Source organism: Faecalibacterium sp. Marseille-P9590 (genome assembly GCF_017377665.1).
Lineage (GTDB): Bacteria > Bacillota > Clostridia > Oscillospirales > Ruminococcaceae > Faecalibacterium.
The window spans coordinates 43320-59951 of the sequence record NZ_JAFREF010000001.1 but is presented as its reverse complement, the minus strand read 5'-3'; the positions used below and the strand labels follow the sequence as shown (position 1 = coordinate 59951).

The window sequence follows — 16632 nt, the reverse complement described above, 5'->3', positions numbered from 1 at the left end:
GAATCTAGTGACATTCAGGAGGAGCCGCATGGCAGAAAAGAGCATTGAATTAGACAGCGTAGAGATCGCAGCCGCCGTATTCGGGAACTGTGACCGGAACATCCGTATGCTGGAGAAAGAATTTTTGGTGACGGCGGTGTGCCGCGGTACGATGCTGCGCATTTCGGGCGAACCGGCCAATGTTGCAGCTGCGGCCCGTGCTGTGGAGGGGATGCTTCTCCTTATCGAGAACCATACACCGCTGGAAGACCAGACGGTGCGCTACTGCCTGAGCCTTGCGCATGACGGTGAGGAAAAGCGCGTCCGGGAGCTGACCGAAGATTTCGTGACGGTGACGGTCAAAGGCCGGCCCATCCGTCCCAAGACCCTGGGTCAGAAAGAGTACCTCAACTCCATCCGGAACAACGCCATCACCTTTGGTGTCGGCCCGGCGGGCACCGGCAAGACCTACCTTGCTGTGGCCATGGCTGTCAAAGCGTTCAAGGCCAAAGATGTTTCCCGCATCGTGCTGACCCGCCCGGCGGTGGAGGCAGGCGAGAAGCTGGGCTTTCTGCCGGGTGACCTGCAGCAGAAGGTAGACCCCTATCTGCGGCCTCTGTACGACGGCCTGTTCGATATGCTGGGCGCAGAGACCTATGAGCGTCTCGTGGAAAAGCAGATCATCGAGGTTGCACCGCTGGCCTATATGCGCGGCCGGACGCTGGACGATTCCTTCATCATCCTCGACGAAGCGCAGAACACCACCCCGGAGCAGATGAAGATGTTCCTCACCCGCATGGGTGTCGGCTCTAAAGTGGTCGTTACCGGCGACGTCACTCAGATCGACCTGCCCGACCGCACCCGCAGCGGCCTTGTGGATGCACTTCAGGTCCTCAAGGGCGTGAACGGCATCGCGCAGTGCTACTTCACTGAAAAAGATGTGGTGCGCCACCGTCTGGTGCAGGAGATCATCAAAGCCTACGAGGCCGCTGCCCACCCGGCTAAACACTGAAAAAAACAACCCCGGCGGCATACCACAGAAACCGGGGTATTCGCTCAATAGAATGTAGAAACGAAAGGAGCGGACGATTTATGTCCAATAAAGTTTTGATCACCAACTCGCAGAAAGCGATCAAGGTCCCCTCGGGCCTTCGCATCCTTATCCGCCGCGCTTGCAACGCTGTGCTGGAATATGAGCATTTTGACGACCCGGCGGAGATCAGCGTGACCTTCGTGGACAACGCAGCCATTGCTGAGCTGAACAACCAGTACCGCAACAAGCCGATGCCCACGGATGTTTTGAGCTTTCCTCTGGGGGAGAACGGCGTTTATGATGTGGACGAGAACAACGGCTGCAAGATGCTGGGCGACATCGTCATCAGCATGGAACGCGCACAGGAGCAGGCGACTCTCTACGGCCATCCGCTGCAGAGAGAGGTCGCTTTCCTGACGGTCCACTCCATGCTCCATCTGCTGGGCTATGACCACGAGAACGGCGGTTTGGAAGCTATGCGGATGCGTGAGAAGGAAGAAGCTGTCCTCACTCAGCTGGGCCTGCCCCGCACGGTGAGCTACACGGAATAAAAAGACAGGAGTTCTATTTTGAAAAACGAAACACCGATCCAGGGCCATTATGATACATCCTCTGTGTTCGTGGCGGTCATTGGCCGCCCGAACGTGGGCAAGTCCAGCCTGACGAATCTGCTGGTGGGGGAGAAGGTGGCTATCGTCACCTCCAAACCCCAGACCACCCGTACCCGTATTACTGGCGTCATCACCCGGGGGCCTTTGCAGTACGTTCTGCTGGATACCCCCGGTGTGCATAAGCCCCACAATAAGCTGGGCAAGCGGATGGACAAGACGGCCAGCGACTCCATTGCTGACGTCGATGTGTCCATGATGCTGTTCGAGCCCTACGGCGCACTGAATGAATCGGAGATGGTTCTGGTCGAGGCTCTGAAAAAGGGCGGCCCGGCCATCGCGGTCATCAACAAGACCGACCTCGTCAAAGACCCGGCGGACCTCGAGGCCCGCAAGGCGGAGCTGAAAGCGCTGGGCGTCTTTGATGATGTCTATACCGTCAGTGTCCGCGATAATGACCACTGCGAGGAACTGTTCGATGCACTGAGCCGCTATGCCGTGGAAGGCCCACATTATTTTGACGATGATGCCTACACCGATATGCCTGAGAAGGAGCTCGTTGCAGAAGTTATTCGCGAAAAGGCTCTGCTCTATATGCGGGACGAGATCCCGCACGGCATTGCGGTCGTGGTCGAGCGCTTCAAGGAGCGCCCCGGCACGGACCTCGTGGACATCGACGTGAACATCTACTGTGAGCGGGAGAGCCACAAGGGCATGGTCATCGGCAAGGGCGGCGCGATGCTGAAGAAGATCGCCAGTGCAGCCCGCACCGACTGCGAGGAATTCCTCGGCTGCCGCGTCAACTTACAGTGCTGGGTGAAGGTCAAAGCCGACTGGCGCGATAACGAGTTCATGCTCAACAATTTCGGCTTCAAGCAGCAGCCCAACCGCTGAGCCTCATAACAGGACAGATTTCCCGGGGATAGCGCAGTACCATAGAGGTGACACTATACCTTAAGGAAAGGAGCGTTGTCCGATGGATGTGGAACTCAGCTGGCAGACGTTTGCCTGCACCGGTGATATTCTGTGTTATCTGGACTACAGGCGGCAGCTCGCTCAGCAGCGGCTCACCGCCCCGGCAGGAGAAAAAACAGATGGATACCATTGTGACCCCGGGCCTTGTCCTGAAAGAGACCCGGTATAAAGAATCAGACCGGATCATCACGCTTCTGACGCCGGGGCTGGGAGTCATCTCGGCCTCTGCGCAGAGCAGCCTGCGGCTGAAAAGCAAACTGTTCAGCGCCTGCGGGCTTTTTTGTTACTCGGAGTTCGTGCTTGTCCCCGGGCGGAATATGTATACAGTGCGAGAGGCGGATGTCAAAAACGTCTTCCATGGCATCTCGTCCTCCATCGAAGGGATGAGCCTTGCCATGTATATGGCGGAAATGGCCTCGGCGCTTTCGCCCACAGGAGACGAAGCCGCAAAAGGATTGAGGCTCCTTCTTAATTGCTTTTACATGATAAGCGAGAAAAAGGCCGACCTTCGGGTCATCAAGGCCGTATTTGAGCTGCGTACCATGAGTGAGTGCGGATTTCTGCCGCAGCTGGTCTACTGCCGCGACTGCGGCACCTACGACGGCCCGGCCTTTTATCTCGACCCGGCGGAGGGCTGTCTGCTCTGCGAATCATGCGCCCAAAAGGCGGGGAAAAAGTGCAATCTGGACGCCGGAGCGCTGTTTGCGCTGCGGCATATCTGTCTGGTAGAAGATAAAAAGATATTCGGCTTCCGTATTTCCGTCGGCAGTCTGGCGAAACTCTCTACAGCAGCAGAGCAGTATGCGCTGACCCATCTGGACAAGCCGTTGAAAAGCTACGACTTTTTGAAATCTGTCCTGCCATAACCATTTGAAATCGATTTGATATAAGGAATTACTATGGAAACAAGTTATTTGAAAACGCTGGAACTGGACAAGATCATTGCCCGGGCGGCGGAGGGCTGTGTGTGCAGGGAGTCCCGCGAAAAGCTCCTTGCCATCGAGCCTCAGTGCGACCCCGATGAAGTGCGGTATGCGCTGGAACAGACCGATGCCATCAATTCACTGCTCATCAAGAACGGCTCGCCCCGCTTCGGTGGAGTAGAGGGCGTCAGTCAGCTGGCCGCCCGCGCCGTCAAGGGCGGTGTCCTTTCAATGGGTGAACTGCTGATGGTGGCCGGTGCGCTTCGCAACTTTCAGAACCTCGTCAGCTGGTATGGCTCTTCGGAACACGATGCACTTCCGACGGACGACTTATTCTATGCGCTGGCTCCTCAGCCGGGCCTTGAGCAGCAAATTTCGAGTGCCATCCTTGCACCGGATGCGATGGCAGATACGGCATCGCACACCCTGAACGACCTGCGCAAGAAGATCCGTGCGACTGAAAACAGCATCCGCGACCGTCTGGAAAGCATGGTCCGGAATATGGACACCTCCAAGTACTTACAGGAGAGCGTCGTCTCCATCCGAAATGGCCGGTATGTCGTTCCTGTCAAAAGCGAGTATCGCGGAGAGGTGAGCGGTATCATCCATGACGTCTCGTCTACCGGTGCGACCGTCTTCGTCGAGCCTCAGGCTGTTGTGGAGGCAAACGCACGCATCCTTCAGTACCGCGCACAGGAAGCCCAGGAGATCGAGCGTATTCTGGTAGCATTTACCGGTCAGGTCGCAGCCATTGAGCCGCAGTTCCAGTACAGCTATAAGGCCATGCTGGAAATCGACGTCCTGCTTGCAAAAGCCCGCCTTGCACTGGATATGAAGGCGTTCAAACCCACTGTCCGGACGGATACGTCGTTCTCGCTCATCCGGGCGCGTCATCCGCTCATCGACGCAAAGAAGTGCGTTCCTGTCGATATTTCGCTGGGCAGGGAATATGATTCGCTCATCATCACTGGCCCCAACACCGGCGGTAAGACCGTCACTCTGAAAACGGCCGGTCTGCTTTGCGCGATGGCACAGTGCGGCTTCCTCATCCCGGCGGATGAGCGCAGTGAGATCTGTGTCTTTGACGAATTCCTCGTGGACATCGGCGATGAGCAGAGCATTGAGCAGAGCCTGTCCACCTTTTCCGGTCATATGAAGAAGATCACCGGCATCCTTGAGCTTGCCATGCCCCACACGCTGGTGCTTCTGGATGAGCTTGGCGCCGGTACCGACCCGGCGGAGGGTGCGGCACTGGCTGTTGCCATCATCGAAGAGCTGCGCCGCCGCGGTGTGCTCCTGATGGCCACAACGCACTATGCAGAATTGAAGGTGTTCGCTCTCGAGACAAAGGGCGTCGTCAACGCCAGCTGCGAGTTCGATTTGGAGACGCTGCGTCCCACCTATAAGCTCAGCGTCGGCGTTCCGGGCAAGTCCAACGCTTTCCTTATCAGCGAAAAGCTCGGCATCCCGGAGCGGGTCATTGAGGCGGCACAGCAGCATCTGTCCGCAGAAGACAAGCGTCTGGACGCCGTTCTGGGCCAGCTGGATGATTTGAAGCTCCAGCTCAAAGCCAGTCAGGACGAGGTGGAAGGCCTGAAAAACGAGGCCGCCCACCAGCTGGATGCAGCCCGTCAGAAGCGCGATGAGCTTATCCAGCAGGGCGAGAATGAGCTGGAAGCTGCCCGCGCCAAGGCCCGCGCACTGGCGCAGGAGGTCGAGAGCAAGGCTTACGCTCTGACGGATGAGCTGCGCCAGATCCAGAAAGACGAGCGGATGAGCACCCAGCAGAAGGCCCAGCGCGCCCGTGAGATCGCCAAGAAAGAGTCCGAAAAGCTCTTTATGGGGACTGAAGTGGTACACAACCCGGTCAAGGAGTTCGTTTCGCTGAAGGAAGTCAAGGTAGGGCAGGAGGTCTGCATCGCAGAGCTGAACCAGCTGGCTACCGTGCTCTCTCTGCCGGATAAAAACGGCGATGTTCTCGTACGGGCCGGCATCATCAAGACGAAAGTGCCGCTCAAAGGCCTCAAGCAGCCGGAAAAGCTGGTCAAGGAGACGAAGCCTCAGACCAAGGCACAGCAGCGTTACTCCCGCCTGACCGGCGATGCTAACCGGCCCAATGGCAGGGTAGAGCGCGTGCAGCGCACGGCAAAGATGGAATGCAACCTGCTGGGTCTTACCGTAGACGAGGCGCTGCCGGAGGTGGATTCCTTCATCGACCGTGCGATTTTGAACGGCCAGACTGTGGTATATCTCATCCACGGCAATGGTACCGGCGCACTGCGTACTGCTATCCATAAGCATCTGCGGGGAAACCGAATGGTCAAGAGCTTCCGTCTGGGCCGTTACGGCGAGGGCGAGAGCGGCGTGACCGTCGTCGAGCTGAAGTAAGCCGATGGCAGGACGTTCAAATCCAAGACACGCACGCCGGAGAAAACAGTGCGGCCTGTCCACTGCGACGGTCATCGGCCTTTTGGTGTGCGTCGTCTGCTTCAGTGCAGCATTTTTCCTTTGGAAAGCAGCGCTGTTCAGCTCCAGGCGAAATGAGAGCGGGGAAGAACCTTTCCGGCCTGTGGTGGGCGACCCGCCCTACCGGGTCTGCATTGATGCCGGCCACGGCGGGAGCGACCCGGGCGCAAGGGGAGTCGTCGAAGAAAAAGAGATGACGGCCCAGACCTCCGAGGCTCTGCTTGCGCTGCTGGAGGCCGACCCTAATTACATCCCGCTGCGTTCCCGTGAAAGCTATGATGTCACCGCAAAGCCCGGCGAGCGGGCAGAGGCCATCAATGCCCAGAGCCCGCAGCTGCTGCTGTCCATCCACGGCAACTCCGCGCCGGAAGGCTCTACCGCTGCAGGCTTTGAGTGTTATCCGTCCGTTCCGGGCCGTACATGGCATCAGGAGAGCTATTACTTCGCGCAGCAGCTGGCGCAGGGAATGCAGGCCGCAGGCGCAAAGCTCCGCGGCCACGGCGGCATCCGGTACATTTATTATCAGGGCGAGGTAAAGCAGCTTGTAGAGAGCACCCATACCGAAGTAAGGGACGAGCGAAGCTTTACCTTGTTGGAAGATGTAAACTGTCCGGCGGTTCTGGCAGAACAGTGCTTTGTGACCAGCGAAGAGGACGTTGCACAGTTTGGCAGCGAAGAAGGCTGTAAAACAGTGGCGCGCACTTACTATGAAGCAATCTGCGCGTACTTCGGAACACATCCGCTGGATACACCGCTGTAAAGTCTGATGCAATGGACGCTCGCATGAAAGCAGTCTTGTCCAGCTGTATTTTATGATGCCTGCTTGGCAGGCGACCCACGCGTCCCAAACGAAATGGTATAAAAGAACAGCAGAGGCTCCCAAAACCTGCACTGATGACGGAACGCAGGAGAAGGGGGCCTCTGTTTTTGATTTTTATAATATTTCGTATAATGCAGGTTATACGAAATATAGGGAAGCGAAAAAGCCCTCTTTTTCGGGTTTCAGGCCTTTCCGGCGGTTTCTGAGCCTTTTGGGCTGGCTGGGCCGGTTTTCGCGTTTTGTACAACAGTTGTGTTATTTGAATGCATTGCTTTGTATGTTTGGTCAGCTTTTTTGTTTTACGATCGTCCGGTTGCTCGTAAAACCTTTTCTAACTCTAATGTCCAGTTCTTTGCCGCTCGATTCGGGTGCGGCATACTTACAACAAGCGTTTCTTTACCTGTGCAGACCAAACTGCTTTTGTAATACCACAATGCAGTCTCTTCATGGGGTCTGATCCATTCAGCATCATCTGCAAATATCTCATCATGTAAAATGTTCGATACCAGCCCCCAGCCGCCGGTCAGGATAATATCCGGCTCATAAAGCTGTATCTGACACTTTAACAGGTCCGCATCTTGCCGGGCGGCCTGCCGTACCGCTTTTGAGCTTGCGATGGCACCGCCCGGACACTTTTTCAGGTTTACCACAGCGATATTCCGCACCATATCGTCCAGCGAAGATTTTGGAACAAATTTCCAGTATGTGCCGTTCAAAATCATATTTGCCCAGCGTGCGACATTATTCCACGTCCTGTAGTAGGTTTTGCTGCCTCCATGATAAAGAAACTCCACGAGGCTTCCGTGCAGCCCATTCGTTTCTTTTAACAGTACAACGATATGTTTTCTGTCCGGAAGTGCTGACCAGCGCTCATAGTCCACAACACCGTCGGCATTAAAACAGGCAGACTGCGCCCAGCGTGTCTGCCATTCTGTCATCAGCGAGGCCTCATCACGCCGAAGCTTCTGCGTTTGTACCCATGTCATCATTTGTCGGCGTTCTCCATATCGGCAAGGCTCGACACATCCACCCGGAAACCCTCCTGCGCGGCACCCTCAAAGGCTTCCATCGGGCCGTCCGGTGCATCATTTTCAGGCTCATCCGACGGAGAATCGGCAAATTCCCCCTTGCTCTCCCCTGTCTCCTTTGACGTTGTATCCAAGCTTGCCTTCTTAACTTCACCCAGCGGATTCTGCTCAATCGCTGCACGCACCTGAAATTCCTGCAGGTGTGTATAAATTTGTGTCGTGCCGACGCTGCTGTGGCCCAGAAGCTGTTTGAGGGTCAGAATATCCACGTTGCCAGTCTGATACATCAGCGTCGCGGCAGTATGGCGGAGCTTATGGGTGGAAAAACCGCGCAGACCCGCTGCTTTCATGGCGCCAGTGACCAGCTGCTCTACCCTGCGGTTTGAGATTCGCTCCTTGCGCCGCCGGGTGATAAAGACAGCTCTCTCTTTGGGGCTCAGACCCTCCATCGTGTTGCGCTTGTTCAGATAGATCTGCAATGCCTCCTTGCAGGCATCATTCAGGTAGACCATCCGCTCTTTATGGCCTTTGCCGAACAAACGGATCTGCCGCTGTTCCATGTCGATGTCGCCGAGGTCCATGCCGACAAGCTCCGAAAGACGCATCCCGCAGTTCAGAAACAGTACGACCATGCAATAATCCCGCTCCGGGAAATCGCTCTGGGTCTGGGTGCTTTCCAGAAGGTCCATGGATTGCTCTGCTGTCAGGTACTTGGGAAGGACTTTATCTTGTTTGGGTGGCTTGATGGATGCCGTCGGATTCTCTTTGAGCAAATCTACCTGATTGACCAGATAATCATAAAAGCCGTGGAGACTTGCCAGCCGCCGGGCCGTCGAAGACTTTTTGTTGCCGCACTCGCTGTTCAGAAAGTACAGATACTCATAAACGTCTTCCTTGGTCACACTGCCCCAGAAAGCCGTATCGAGCCCCTTGGGGTCGATGTCCTTTATCTCGGTATCGTCTGTTACAAGGCCACGCCGACGCTTCATAAAGCGGCTGAAATTGCGCAGGTCGCAGTAATAGCTGAAGGCCGTGTTGGGGCTTTTGCCTGCGATGACTTCCAGATAGCGCACATACGCGACGATGTCCGGCGAGGCATCATCAAAAGGCTTATGTTTTTCGGGATTTTTCTCGTCCAGATAAATCGACATGGTTTCCTCTTTTTATGGTCACAGACGGTCGGATTTCAGGGCATGGATGGCGTCCGAGATATAGGCGGCACCGACAAGCTTCATGCCGGGATAATCGGCGGCGTTCAGATGTGCAAGGCTGTGCTTGGGTACGACGGCACGCTCAAAGCCGATACGTTCCGCTTCCCGCAGACGCTGCTCCAGATTCGGTACACTGCGCACCTCGCCGCCAAGGCCGACTTCACCGATGGCAATGAGCTTATCGCTCACGGGGCAGTCCAGAAGCGAAGACACCATGCTCAGACAGACGGCAAGGTCGCAGGCGGTATCCCGCAGGGTGATGCCGCTGACGATGTTGACATACACGTCCAGATTGCCGAAGAAATAGCCTGCACGCTTTTCAAGCACGGCGATGAGCAGGTTCATGCGGTTGTAGTCGTAGCCGCTGCAGGCCCGCCGGGGTGCCGGGAAATTCGTCTTGGTCGCAAGGGCCTGTATCTCGCTGAGAATGGGGCGGCTGCCTTCCATGGTACAGGCGACGCAGTTCCCGGAAACGCCCAGCGGACGGCCTTCCAGGAGCATCTGGGACGGATTTTCGATTTCCTCAAGGCCCTGCCCTGTCATATCAAACATACCAAGCTCATTGGTGGAGCCATAGCGGTTCTTAGCCGCACGCAGAATGCGGTATGGCAGCATTTTGTCTCCCTCAAAGTAAAGAACCGTATCCACGATGTGCTCCATGACCTTCGGGCCTGCGATAGCGCCATCCTTGTTGACATGGCCCACGATAAACATCGGAATCTCCTGCTTCTTGGCGACGGCCAGCAGGCGGGCCGCACTCTCTTTCACCTGACTGACCGTGCCGGACGAAGACGAGATGTCCATACACCGCATGGTCTGGATGGAGTCGATGACGACCAGTTCCGGCTTTTCTTTCTCGATGAGGCCGCAAATCTCGTCTACGTCGTTTTCTGCCGCCAGATAGATGTTATCCTGCGGGACTTTCAGGCGGGCCGCACGCAGTTTGACCTGACGGACGGACTCTTCGCCCGTGATATACAGCACCGTGTGCTGGTTGGAGATGGCACCGCAGAGCTGCAAAAGCATCGTAGATTTGCCCACGCCCGGCTCACCGCTCAGCAGTACGACGCCGCCCAACACGATGCCGCCGCCTAAAACGCGGTCAAGCTCGGAAATGCCCGTCAGGATGCGGCTCTTTTCCTCGGTCGTGCTGATGTCGGCCAGACGCCTTGCCGTCAGCGAGGTGACGCCCTCCTGCCGGACAGGCGCAGCGGCTTTGCCGCCGGAAAGCCCGGCCTTGGGCGCTTCGGCGACCACATCCTCATTCATGGTGTTCCAACTGCCGCAGCTGGGGCAGCGGCCCATCCAGCGGGGGCTTGTCTCTCCGCAGTTGGAGCAGACGTATACGGTTTTCAGCTTCGGTTCTTTCATTCTGGACTCCCTGTTTTCATTTCATGAAAATCATTTTCTCTATCATACCACATCCGGCCCGAGGCCGCAAGAAAGCCGGGCGCTTATCCGGCCTGCATCAGACGATTTGCAAGACACACAAGGCCGGTGGCCGCACCGCAGAGCGGGCAGAGACAGACTGCCAGTAAGGCGAATTGCCCCACCAGGAGCCGTGCTCCTGCCGGATGGCTTCCCTTATCCCCTCTGCCGAAAGAGAACGCATGGATTCGGCTGCTGACCTGCAGAGCCGAGGCACCGAACAAACAGAGCGCACCCGCCGCCAGTGCCGTCGGCAGGCTGGCGGTGAGCAAAAAGAGAACGAGCTGTTTTGCCCCGAGGCTATTCAGGAGCTGCGCCGAGAGCAGGCCGGAGCCTGTCCCGTATAACATCGCAAACAGAAAGATAGGCAGCGGCCCCACTGCCGAGAGCCCCAGCAGAAGAAACACTGCCGCCGCCCCGAGGACGACAGCCAGCTCTGCCCCAAACAGTCCCACCGCCTGTGCTGTACTGGACGCCGCGAACACTCCGCGCCAGCAGTCCAGATAATAGGCCAGCGTTTCCATTTCTTCAGCGTCGCACAGCGCCTGCAGGACGCCCGCCATCAGCGTACCGAAGAGATAGGCCGCCGCCAGCAGGATGCAGTCCCGGCTGGCTTGGAATGGCTTCCGCCGGGGAGCTTCTTTCTGAGGCGGCATTTCCGTCAGCTGCCCGGAAGCAGGCGTCATGGCTTCTTTTTCTGCCAGAGACTCGCCCGCTGTATCTTCCGGCAGCCTCGGCACAAGCGCCGCTGCATTTGTTTTCGTTTCCTGATAGACCCACATCGTGCTTTTTCCCTCCTGCTTTTGTTGTGTATGGCCGCTGTAGCGTGGACTGAGCATTCAGCGCCGCTTTCGCTCCGCGCGCAGCATTCCGAGGATCCCGCCCAGAACCCCCATCAGCAGGACAAGCCCTGCCCGGACGAACTGCATCGTTTCCCACTCGCTCTGGTACAGTGTACCCAGAATAAAAAGCAGCCCTGCAAAGAGTGCTCCTTCCGCTGCACCCCAGACGAGCCCTTTGCCCTTTTGCAGAATGGCCATCAGCAGACCGCTGAGAAAGCTGCCGAGACAGACTGCCGCCGTGGCCAGCGGAGCAGCGGCCTCCTGCGTCAGGCCCTGTTTGACCATCAGCCAGCCGAACCCTGTCAGGCTCACTGCTGCTGCCGCACTGCCCACTCCGAAAACGACCAGCAGCCCTATCGCCGGGAATTTCTTGGTATCAGACATAAAAACGCGCCTCCCTGCACCTACTGTATGCAGGGAGACGCGTTCAAAGCACGAATCCGGAAAAATATTACTTCTTGGGGGCGTTGTCCATGTTCAGCTTCTCGACAGAGCTGATGGCATTCTTGGTGAAGCGGATCTTCACACGGTCAGCGCCAGTCTCCAGCACAAAGGTGTCGTCCTTGATGGCGACCACACGGCCGATGACGCCGCCGATGGTGGTGACCTGATCGCCGATCTCCAGAGAAGAGCGCATTGCAGCGTCCTTCTTCTCCTGCTTCTTCTGGGGACGGTAGATCATGAAGTAGAGCATCACCAGCATCAGAGCCAGAGTAAAGAAAAGGCTGATGTAGCTTTCGGTCGTAGTCAGAAATTGCATGGGGCAAAATCTCCTCTCAAATTCATATGACCTTATTATACGCGCTTATCCGGCATGTTTCAAGGCTAAATCTCAAATTCGTGTGTCGAGCAGCTTGACATAGCGGTCATGGAAGGCGGTAAAGGTGCCTGCATCCAGCTCATCGCGGATGCGCTCCATCAGGTGATTGTAGAACCAGAGGTTGTGCATGACGGCCAGACGCATACCCAGCAGTTCCTCTGCCTTGAACAGGTGGCGGATATAGGCGCGGGAGTAGTTCCGGCAGGCCGGGCAGCCGCAGGCGGGGTCGATGGGGCGCTCGTCACGCTCGTACTTGGCGTTCTTGATGTTGATGATGCCTCCCCAGGTGTTCAGGTGGCCGTGGCGGGCATTGCGGCTGGGCATGACGCAATCGAAGAGGTCCACGCCGCGGGAGACGGCCTCGATGATGTTGCCGGGAGTGCCGACGCCCATCAGGTAACGGATCTTATCCTTGGGCATATAGGGCTCGGCCGCGCTGATCATCTCGTACATCACCTCAGTGGGCTCACCCACAGCGAGGCCGCCGATGGCGTAGCCGTCCAGGTCCAGGTCAGCGATCTGCTTCATGTGCTCCACGCGCAGGTCGGCGAAGGTGCAGCCCTGATTGATGCCGAAGAGCAACTGGTCGGGGTTGACGGAGATGCCTTCATGCTTCAGGCGGGCCATCTCATCCTTGCAGCGCTTGAGCCAGCGGGTGGTGCGCTCGCAGCTGGCTTTGGAGTAATCGTGCTGGGCGGGGTTCTCGACACACTCGTCAAAGGCCATGGCGATGGTGGAACCGAGATTTGCCTGGATCTGCATACTTTCCTCGGGACCCATGAAGATGCGGTGGCCGTCGAGGTGAGAGGCAAAGGTCACGCCCTCCTCGGTGATCTTGCGCAGCTTTGCGAGGCTGAACACCTGAAATCCGCCGCTGTCGGTGAGGATGGGGCCGTTCCAGCGGGTAAACTTGTGCAGACCGCCCATCTCTGCCACCAGCTTGTCGCCAGGACGCAGATGCAGATGGTAGGTGTTGCAGAGCATGACCTGCGCACCGATGTCCTTCAGGTCATGGGCAGACAGGCCGCCCTTGATGGCGCCGGCGGTGGCAACATTCTGGAATGCGGGGGTCTGCACCGTGCCGTGTACAGTCTTGAACTCGCCCCGCCGGGCGTTGTGCTCCTGCTTGAGCAGCTTGTAGGTCGTCAAAGAAGGCATAAATTTTTCCTTTCTGCGCACGGAAAACAGCCGTGCATCCTGCCGCAGGGGGCGTATGCTCTCGCTGCGGATACAGAGTCGGGATATTACAGCGGCGAAGCGCTATAATAGTTACAAGATCAGCATCGCATCGCCAAAGCTGAAGAACCGATATTTCTGCTCGACAGCCACCTTATAGGCGGCCATCGTCTTTTCGTAGCCATACAGCGCCGACACCAGCATGATGAGGGTGCTTTCGGGCAGATGGAAGTTGGTGATAAGGCCGTCGATGCAGTTGAACTTGACACCAGGATAGAGGAAGATGTCGGTGTTGCCGCTGCAGGCTTTGATCTCGCCGTACTTGGCGGCGACGGCTTCCAGCGTGCGGCAGCTGGTGGTGCCCACGGCGATGACACGATGGCCTGCGGCCTTGGTGTCATGGATGAGTTTTGCAGTCTCCTCGCTGACGGAGTACCACTCGCTGTGCATCTTGTGGTCGGAGATCTCGTCTTCCTGCACGGGGCGGAAGGTGCCGAGGCCGACATGGAGCGTCACCTCGGTGATGTTGACGCCCTTGGCGCGGATGGTATCCATCAGCTCTGGCGTGAAGTGGAGGCCGGCTGTGGGAGCGGCAGCGCTGCCCAGCTCCTTGGCATAAACGGTCTGATACTGGCTCTGGTCCTCCAGCTGCTTGGTGATATAGGGCGGCAGAGGCATCTTGCCGAACTCATCCAGCTTCTCGTAGAGGGTCTTGGTGTCGTAGTAGAAGGTGACGAACTTATTGCCGTCTTCCAGCGTCTCGTCCACGATGGCCGTCAGGCTGCCGTCGCCAAAGCTGACCTTGGTACCGGGCTGCATCCGCTTGCCGGGCTTTGCAAGGCACTCCCACTGGTCGCCCTTCACCTGCCGCAGGAGCAGCAGCTCGCAGACGGCACCCGTGGGCTGCTTGATGCCCACGATGCGGGCGGGCAGGACCTTGGAGTTGTTGACTACCAGCAGGTCGCCCGGCTCGAGGTATTCGGGCAGGTCGTGGAAGATGCGGTGCTGGATGCTGTCGTCTTTCTGGCTCAGGACCATCAGACGGGCCGCATCACGGGGGGATGCAGGCTCCTGTGCAATGAGTTCTTTGGGTAAATCATACCAAAAATCTTTTTTTAACATAGTTAGCATTTGCCTTTCCGATGATTGACACGAATGCCGTATCAATGTTATCATAAAATCTGTATAGCGGTATCTATTATATTGCATAGACGTCTGCTTTGCAAGCGGAGTCTTATGCGAATTGGCTTTTTTTGAAAGGAAAGGTGCTGGAAATGGATAAACAGTATAAAGTGGGCGTCGTCGGTGCCACCGGTATGGTAGGCCAGCGTTTTGTTACTCTGCTCGAAAATCATCCCTGGTTCAAGCTGACGACTCTGGCCGCTTCCGGCCGGAGCGCCGGCAAGACCTATGAGGAGGCTGTCGGTTCTCGCTGGGCCATGACCACCCCGATGCCGGAGAGTGTCAAGAAGATGGTAGTGCTGGATGCATCCAAGGTGGAGGAGGTCGCCTCTCAGGTGGACTTTATCTTCTGCGCCGTCAATATGCCGAAGGACGAGATCAAGGCTCTGGAAGAGGCTTACGCCAAGGCAGAATGCCCCGTCGTCTCCAACAACAGCGCAAACCGCTTCACTCCGGATGTGCCGATGGTCGTGCCTGAGATCAACGCCGACCACATCGACATCATCCCCGCTCAGCGCAAGCGCCTGGGTACCAAGCGCGGCTTCATCGCCGTCAAGTCCAACTGCAGCCTGCAGAGCTATGTCCCTGCCCTGCACCCCCTGATGAAGGATTTCGGCGTCAGCAAGGCTCTGGTCTGCACCTATCAGGCCATTTCCGGTGCCGGTAAGACCTTCGACCGGATGCCTGAGATCATCGACAACGTCATCCCCTACATCGGCGGCGAGGAGGAAAAGAGCGAGCGTGAGCCTCTCAAGCTGTGGGGTCATATTGAGGGCGACCACATTGTCAACGCCGAGAAGCCTGTCATCACTGCCCAGTGCTTCCGTGTGCCTGTCTCTGACGGTCACACCGCCGCTGTCTTCGTGAGCTTTGATAAGAAGCCCAGCAAGGAAGAGATCCTCAAGGCTTGGGCCGAGTTCCGCGGCCCCGCACAGGAGCTGGACCTGCCCAGCGCACCCAAGCAGTTCCTCCACTACTTCGAGGAGAACGACCGTCCCCAGCCCAAGCTGGACCGCAACACCGAGCACGGCATGGCCGTCTGCATCGGCCGTCTGCGTGAGGACACCCTGTTTGATTACAAGTTCGCCTGCATGAGCCACAACACCCTGCGTGGCGCTGCCGGCGGCGCAGTGCTGCTGGCTGAGCTGCTGGCAGCCAAGGGCTATTTTGACTGATCTGCGCACTTTTTGAACTTCAACGCGCTGCAAAGGAGTTTTTTGCTATGAAGAATCCTGTTTTTACTGGTGCGGGTGTTGCCATCATCACCCCGATGTACGAGGACGGCAGCATCAATTTCGATGAGCTGGGCCGCATCGTTGAGGATCAGATCGCCCGCGGCACCGACGCCATCGTCATCTGTGGCACCACCGGCGAGTGCTCTACCATGACCGACGAGGAACAGCTGGCTGCCATCAAGTATACCGTGGACCTCGTGAACCATCGTGTGCCTGTCATCGCCGGTGCCGGTTCCAACGACACCGACCACGGCTGTGCTCTGGCTGCAAAGTCTGCCGCCTGCGGCGCAGACGCTCTGCTGCTGGTGACCCCCTACTACAACAAGACCTCTCAGGCTGGCCTTGTCGCCCACTTCACCGCAATGGCAGAGGCCGGCGGCATTCCGGTCATCCTGTATAATGTGCCTTCCCGCACCGGCCTGAACATCGCCCCCGAGACGGCCAAGGAGCTGAGCAAGCACCCGCTCATCAACGGCATCAAGGAAGCCTCCGGCAATATCGGTCAGGTGGCAAAGATCGCGGCCCTCTGCGGCGACGAGCTGAACATCTACTCCGGCAACGATGACCAGGTGGTCCCCCTGCTGTCTCTGGGCGGCAAGGGCGTCATCAGCGTCGTCTCCAATGTCAAGCCTGAGCTTGTTCACAACTGCTGCAAGGCATGGTTCGACGGTGATACCGCCAAGGCCCGCGAGCTGCAGCTGGAGATGCTGCCCCTGTGCGATGCGCTCTTCTGCGAGGTCAACCCCATCCCGGTCAAGTACGCCATGAACGTGCTGGGCTGGGAGGCTGGTGAGTGCCGGCTGCCCCTCGTGGAGCCCGGCGACGCTCACAAGGAGCAGATCGAGCAGGCTCTGCAGGCTGCAGGTCTTATCAAGGAATAAACGATTTTATGTGCAAATGCCCGGC

16 protein-coding genes are annotated in these 16632 nt (G+C 57.4%); 8 read left to right on the top strand and 8 right to left on the bottom strand.

The annotated features are described in order from the left end of the window. The first annotated feature begins 28 nt into the window (after positions 1 to 28). From J3349_RS00290 to J3349_RS00265, 6 genes are all read left to right on the top strand, one after another. On the top strand, positions 29 to 991 hold the full coding sequence (locus J3349_RS00290; protein WP_207675927.1) for a PhoH family protein: 963 nt from the start codon (positions 29 to 31) through the stop codon (positions 989 to 991). A gap of 80 nt (positions 992 to 1071) precedes the next feature. Next, on the top strand, positions 1072 to 1563 hold the full coding sequence (gene ybeY, locus J3349_RS00285) for an rRNA maturation RNase YbeY (RefSeq protein WP_015564134.1): 492 nt from the start codon (positions 1072 to 1074) through the stop codon (positions 1561 to 1563). An 18-nt stretch (positions 1564 to 1581) separates the two neighbouring features. Then, entirely contained in the window at positions 1582 to 2514 is a 933-nt protein-coding gene (era, locus tag J3349_RS00280) for a GTPase Era (protein ID WP_223387478.1), read from the top strand. A 200-nt stretch (positions 2515 to 2714) separates the two neighbouring features. Further along, the gene (recO, locus tag J3349_RS00275) at positions 2715 to 3461 is read left to right on the top strand and encodes a DNA repair protein RecO (RefSeq protein ID WP_207675926.1); all 747 of its coding nucleotides are present in this window, start codon (positions 2715 to 2717) and stop codon (positions 3459 to 3461) included. A 33-nt stretch (positions 3462 to 3494) separates the two neighbouring features. Next, the gene (locus J3349_RS00270; protein WP_207675925.1) at positions 3495 to 5906 is read left to right on the top strand and encodes an endonuclease MutS2; all 2412 of its coding nucleotides are present in this window, start codon (positions 3495 to 3497) and stop codon (positions 5904 to 5906) included. Positions 5907 to 5910: 4 nt separating this feature from the next. After that, positions 5911 to 6744 (top strand): N-acetylmuramoyl-L-alanine amidase, encoded by an 834-nt coding sequence (locus J3349_RS00265; protein ID WP_207675924.1) that lies wholly within the window; start codon positions 5911 to 5913, stop codon positions 6742 to 6744. A gap of 359 nt (positions 6745 to 7103) precedes the next feature. Here the strand turns inward: J3349_RS00265 and J3349_RS00260 are convergent, their stop codons facing one another. The 8 genes from J3349_RS00260 to queA all read right to left on the bottom strand — a co-directional run bounded on the left by J3349_RS00260 (position 7104) and on the right by queA (position 14431). Then, positions 7104 to 7793, bottom strand: a complete 690-nt coding sequence (locus J3349_RS00260) for a hypothetical protein (RefSeq protein WP_158400625.1) — start codon at positions 7791 to 7793, stop codon at positions 7104 to 7106. After that, a complete protein-coding gene (locus tag J3349_RS00255) occupies positions 7790 to 8983 on the bottom strand; it encodes a tyrosine-type recombinase/integrase (RefSeq protein ID WP_207675923.1) in 1194 nt (397 codons plus the stop codon). Before J3349_RS00255 ends, J3349_RS00260 begins: the two co-directional genes overlap by 4 nt. Before the next feature lie 18 nt (positions 8984 to 9001). Continuing rightward, the gene (gene radA, locus J3349_RS00250; RefSeq protein ID WP_207675922.1) at positions 9002 to 10414 is read right to left on the bottom strand and encodes a DNA repair protein RadA; all 1413 of its coding nucleotides are present in this window, start codon (positions 10412 to 10414) and stop codon (positions 9002 to 9004) included. A gap of 83 nt (positions 10415 to 10497) precedes the next feature. Beyond that, the gene (locus J3349_RS00245) at positions 10498 to 11253 is read right to left on the bottom strand and encodes a hypothetical protein (protein ID WP_207675921.1); all 756 of its coding nucleotides are present in this window, start codon (positions 11251 to 11253) and stop codon (positions 10498 to 10500) included. A 57-nt stretch (positions 11254 to 11310) separates the two neighbouring features. After that, positions 11311 to 11697 carry a TIGR04086 family membrane protein gene (locus J3349_RS00240; RefSeq protein WP_207675920.1) on the bottom strand — a complete coding sequence of 129 codons (387 nt, stop codon included), beginning with the start codon at positions 11695 to 11697 and terminating at the stop codon, positions 11311 to 11313. A gap of 67 nt (positions 11698 to 11764) precedes the next feature. Continuing rightward, on the bottom strand, positions 11765 to 12073 hold the full coding sequence (yajC, locus tag J3349_RS00235; protein WP_149793373.1) for a preprotein translocase subunit YajC: 309 nt from the start codon (positions 12071 to 12073) through the stop codon (positions 11765 to 11767). 72 nt (positions 12074 to 12145) lie between these two features. Beyond that, positions 12146 to 13291: a tRNA guanosine(34) transglycosylase Tgt gene (gene tgt / locus J3349_RS00230; protein ID WP_207675919.1), complete on the bottom strand. Its 1146-nt coding sequence runs from the start codon at positions 13289 to 13291 to the stop codon at positions 12146 to 12148. Between the two features lie 111 nt (positions 13292 to 13402). Continuing rightward, on the bottom strand, positions 13403 to 14431 hold the full coding sequence (gene queA / locus J3349_RS00225) for a tRNA preQ1(34) S-adenosylmethionine ribosyltransferase-isomerase QueA (RefSeq protein WP_207675918.1): 1029 nt from the start codon (positions 14429 to 14431) through the stop codon (positions 13403 to 13405). Positions 14432 to 14583: 152 nt separating this feature from the next. Here queA and asd point away from each other — a divergent pair, with 152 nt between their 5' ends. Both asd and dapA read left to right on the top strand, forming a co-directional pair. Continuing rightward, a complete protein-coding gene (gene asd, locus J3349_RS00220; protein ID WP_149793370.1) occupies positions 14584 to 15666 on the top strand; it encodes an aspartate-semialdehyde dehydrogenase in 1083 nt (360 codons plus the stop codon). A gap of 47 nt (positions 15667 to 15713) precedes the next feature. After that, positions 15714 to 16607 carry a 4-hydroxy-tetrahydrodipicolinate synthase gene (dapA, locus tag J3349_RS00215; protein ID WP_149793369.1) on the top strand — a complete coding sequence of 298 codons (894 nt, stop codon included), beginning with the start codon at positions 15714 to 15716 and terminating at the stop codon, positions 16605 to 16607. Positions 16608 to 16632 lie beyond the last annotated feature (25 nt).

Bases quoted from the DNA above. Each gene is read 5' to 3' on its own strand.
- ybeY (WP_015564134.1), top strand. From the start codon at position 1,072: ATGTCCAATAAAGTTTTGATCACCAACTCGCAGAAAGCGATCAAGGTC.
- yajC (WP_149793373.1), bottom strand. From the start codon at position 12,073: ATGCAATTTCTGACTACGACCGAAAGCTACATCAGCCTTTTCTTTACT.
- radA (WP_207675922.1), bottom strand. From the start codon at position 10,414: ATGAAAGAACCGAAGCTGAAAACCGTATACGTCTGCTCCAACTGCGGA.
- J3349_RS00290 (WP_207675927.1), top strand. From the start codon at position 29: ATGGCAGAAAAGAGCATTGAATTAGACAGCGTAGAGATCGCAGCCGCC.
- J3349_RS00255 (WP_207675923.1), bottom strand. From the start codon at position 8,983: ATGTCGATTTATCTGGACGAGAAAAATCCCGAAAAACATAAGCCTTTT.
- J3349_RS00270 (WP_207675925.1), top strand. From the start codon at position 3,495: ATGGAAACAAGTTATTTGAAAACGCTGGAACTGGACAAGATCATTGCC.
- J3349_RS00260 (WP_158400625.1), bottom strand. From the start codon at position 7,793: ATGATGACATGGGTACAAACGCAGAAGCTTCGGCGTGATGAGGCCTCG.
- tgt (WP_207675919.1), bottom strand. From the start codon at position 13,291: ATGCCTTCTTTGACGACCTACAAGCTGCTCAAGCAGGAGCACAACGCC.
- J3349_RS00245 (WP_207675921.1), bottom strand. From the start codon at position 11,253: ATGTGGGTCTATCAGGAAACGAAAACAAATGCAGCGGCGCTTGTGCCG.
- recO (WP_207675926.1), top strand. From the start codon at position 2,715: ATGGATACCATTGTGACCCCGGGCCTTGTCCTGAAAGAGACCCGGTAT.
- dapA (WP_149793369.1), top strand. From the start codon at position 15,714: ATGAAGAATCCTGTTTTTACTGGTGCGGGTGTTGCCATCATCACCCCG.
- J3349_RS00265 (WP_207675924.1), top strand. From the start codon at position 5,911: ATGGCAGGACGTTCAAATCCAAGACACGCACGCCGGAGAAAACAGTGC.
- J3349_RS00240 (WP_207675920.1), bottom strand. From the start codon at position 11,697: ATGTCTGATACCAAGAAATTCCCGGCGATAGGGCTGCTGGTCGTTTTC.
- asd (WP_149793370.1), top strand. From the start codon at position 14,584: ATGGATAAACAGTATAAAGTGGGCGTCGTCGGTGCCACCGGTATGGTA.
- queA (WP_207675918.1), bottom strand. From the start codon at position 14,431: ATGTTAAAAAAAGATTTTTGGTATGATTTACCCAAAGAACTCATTGCA.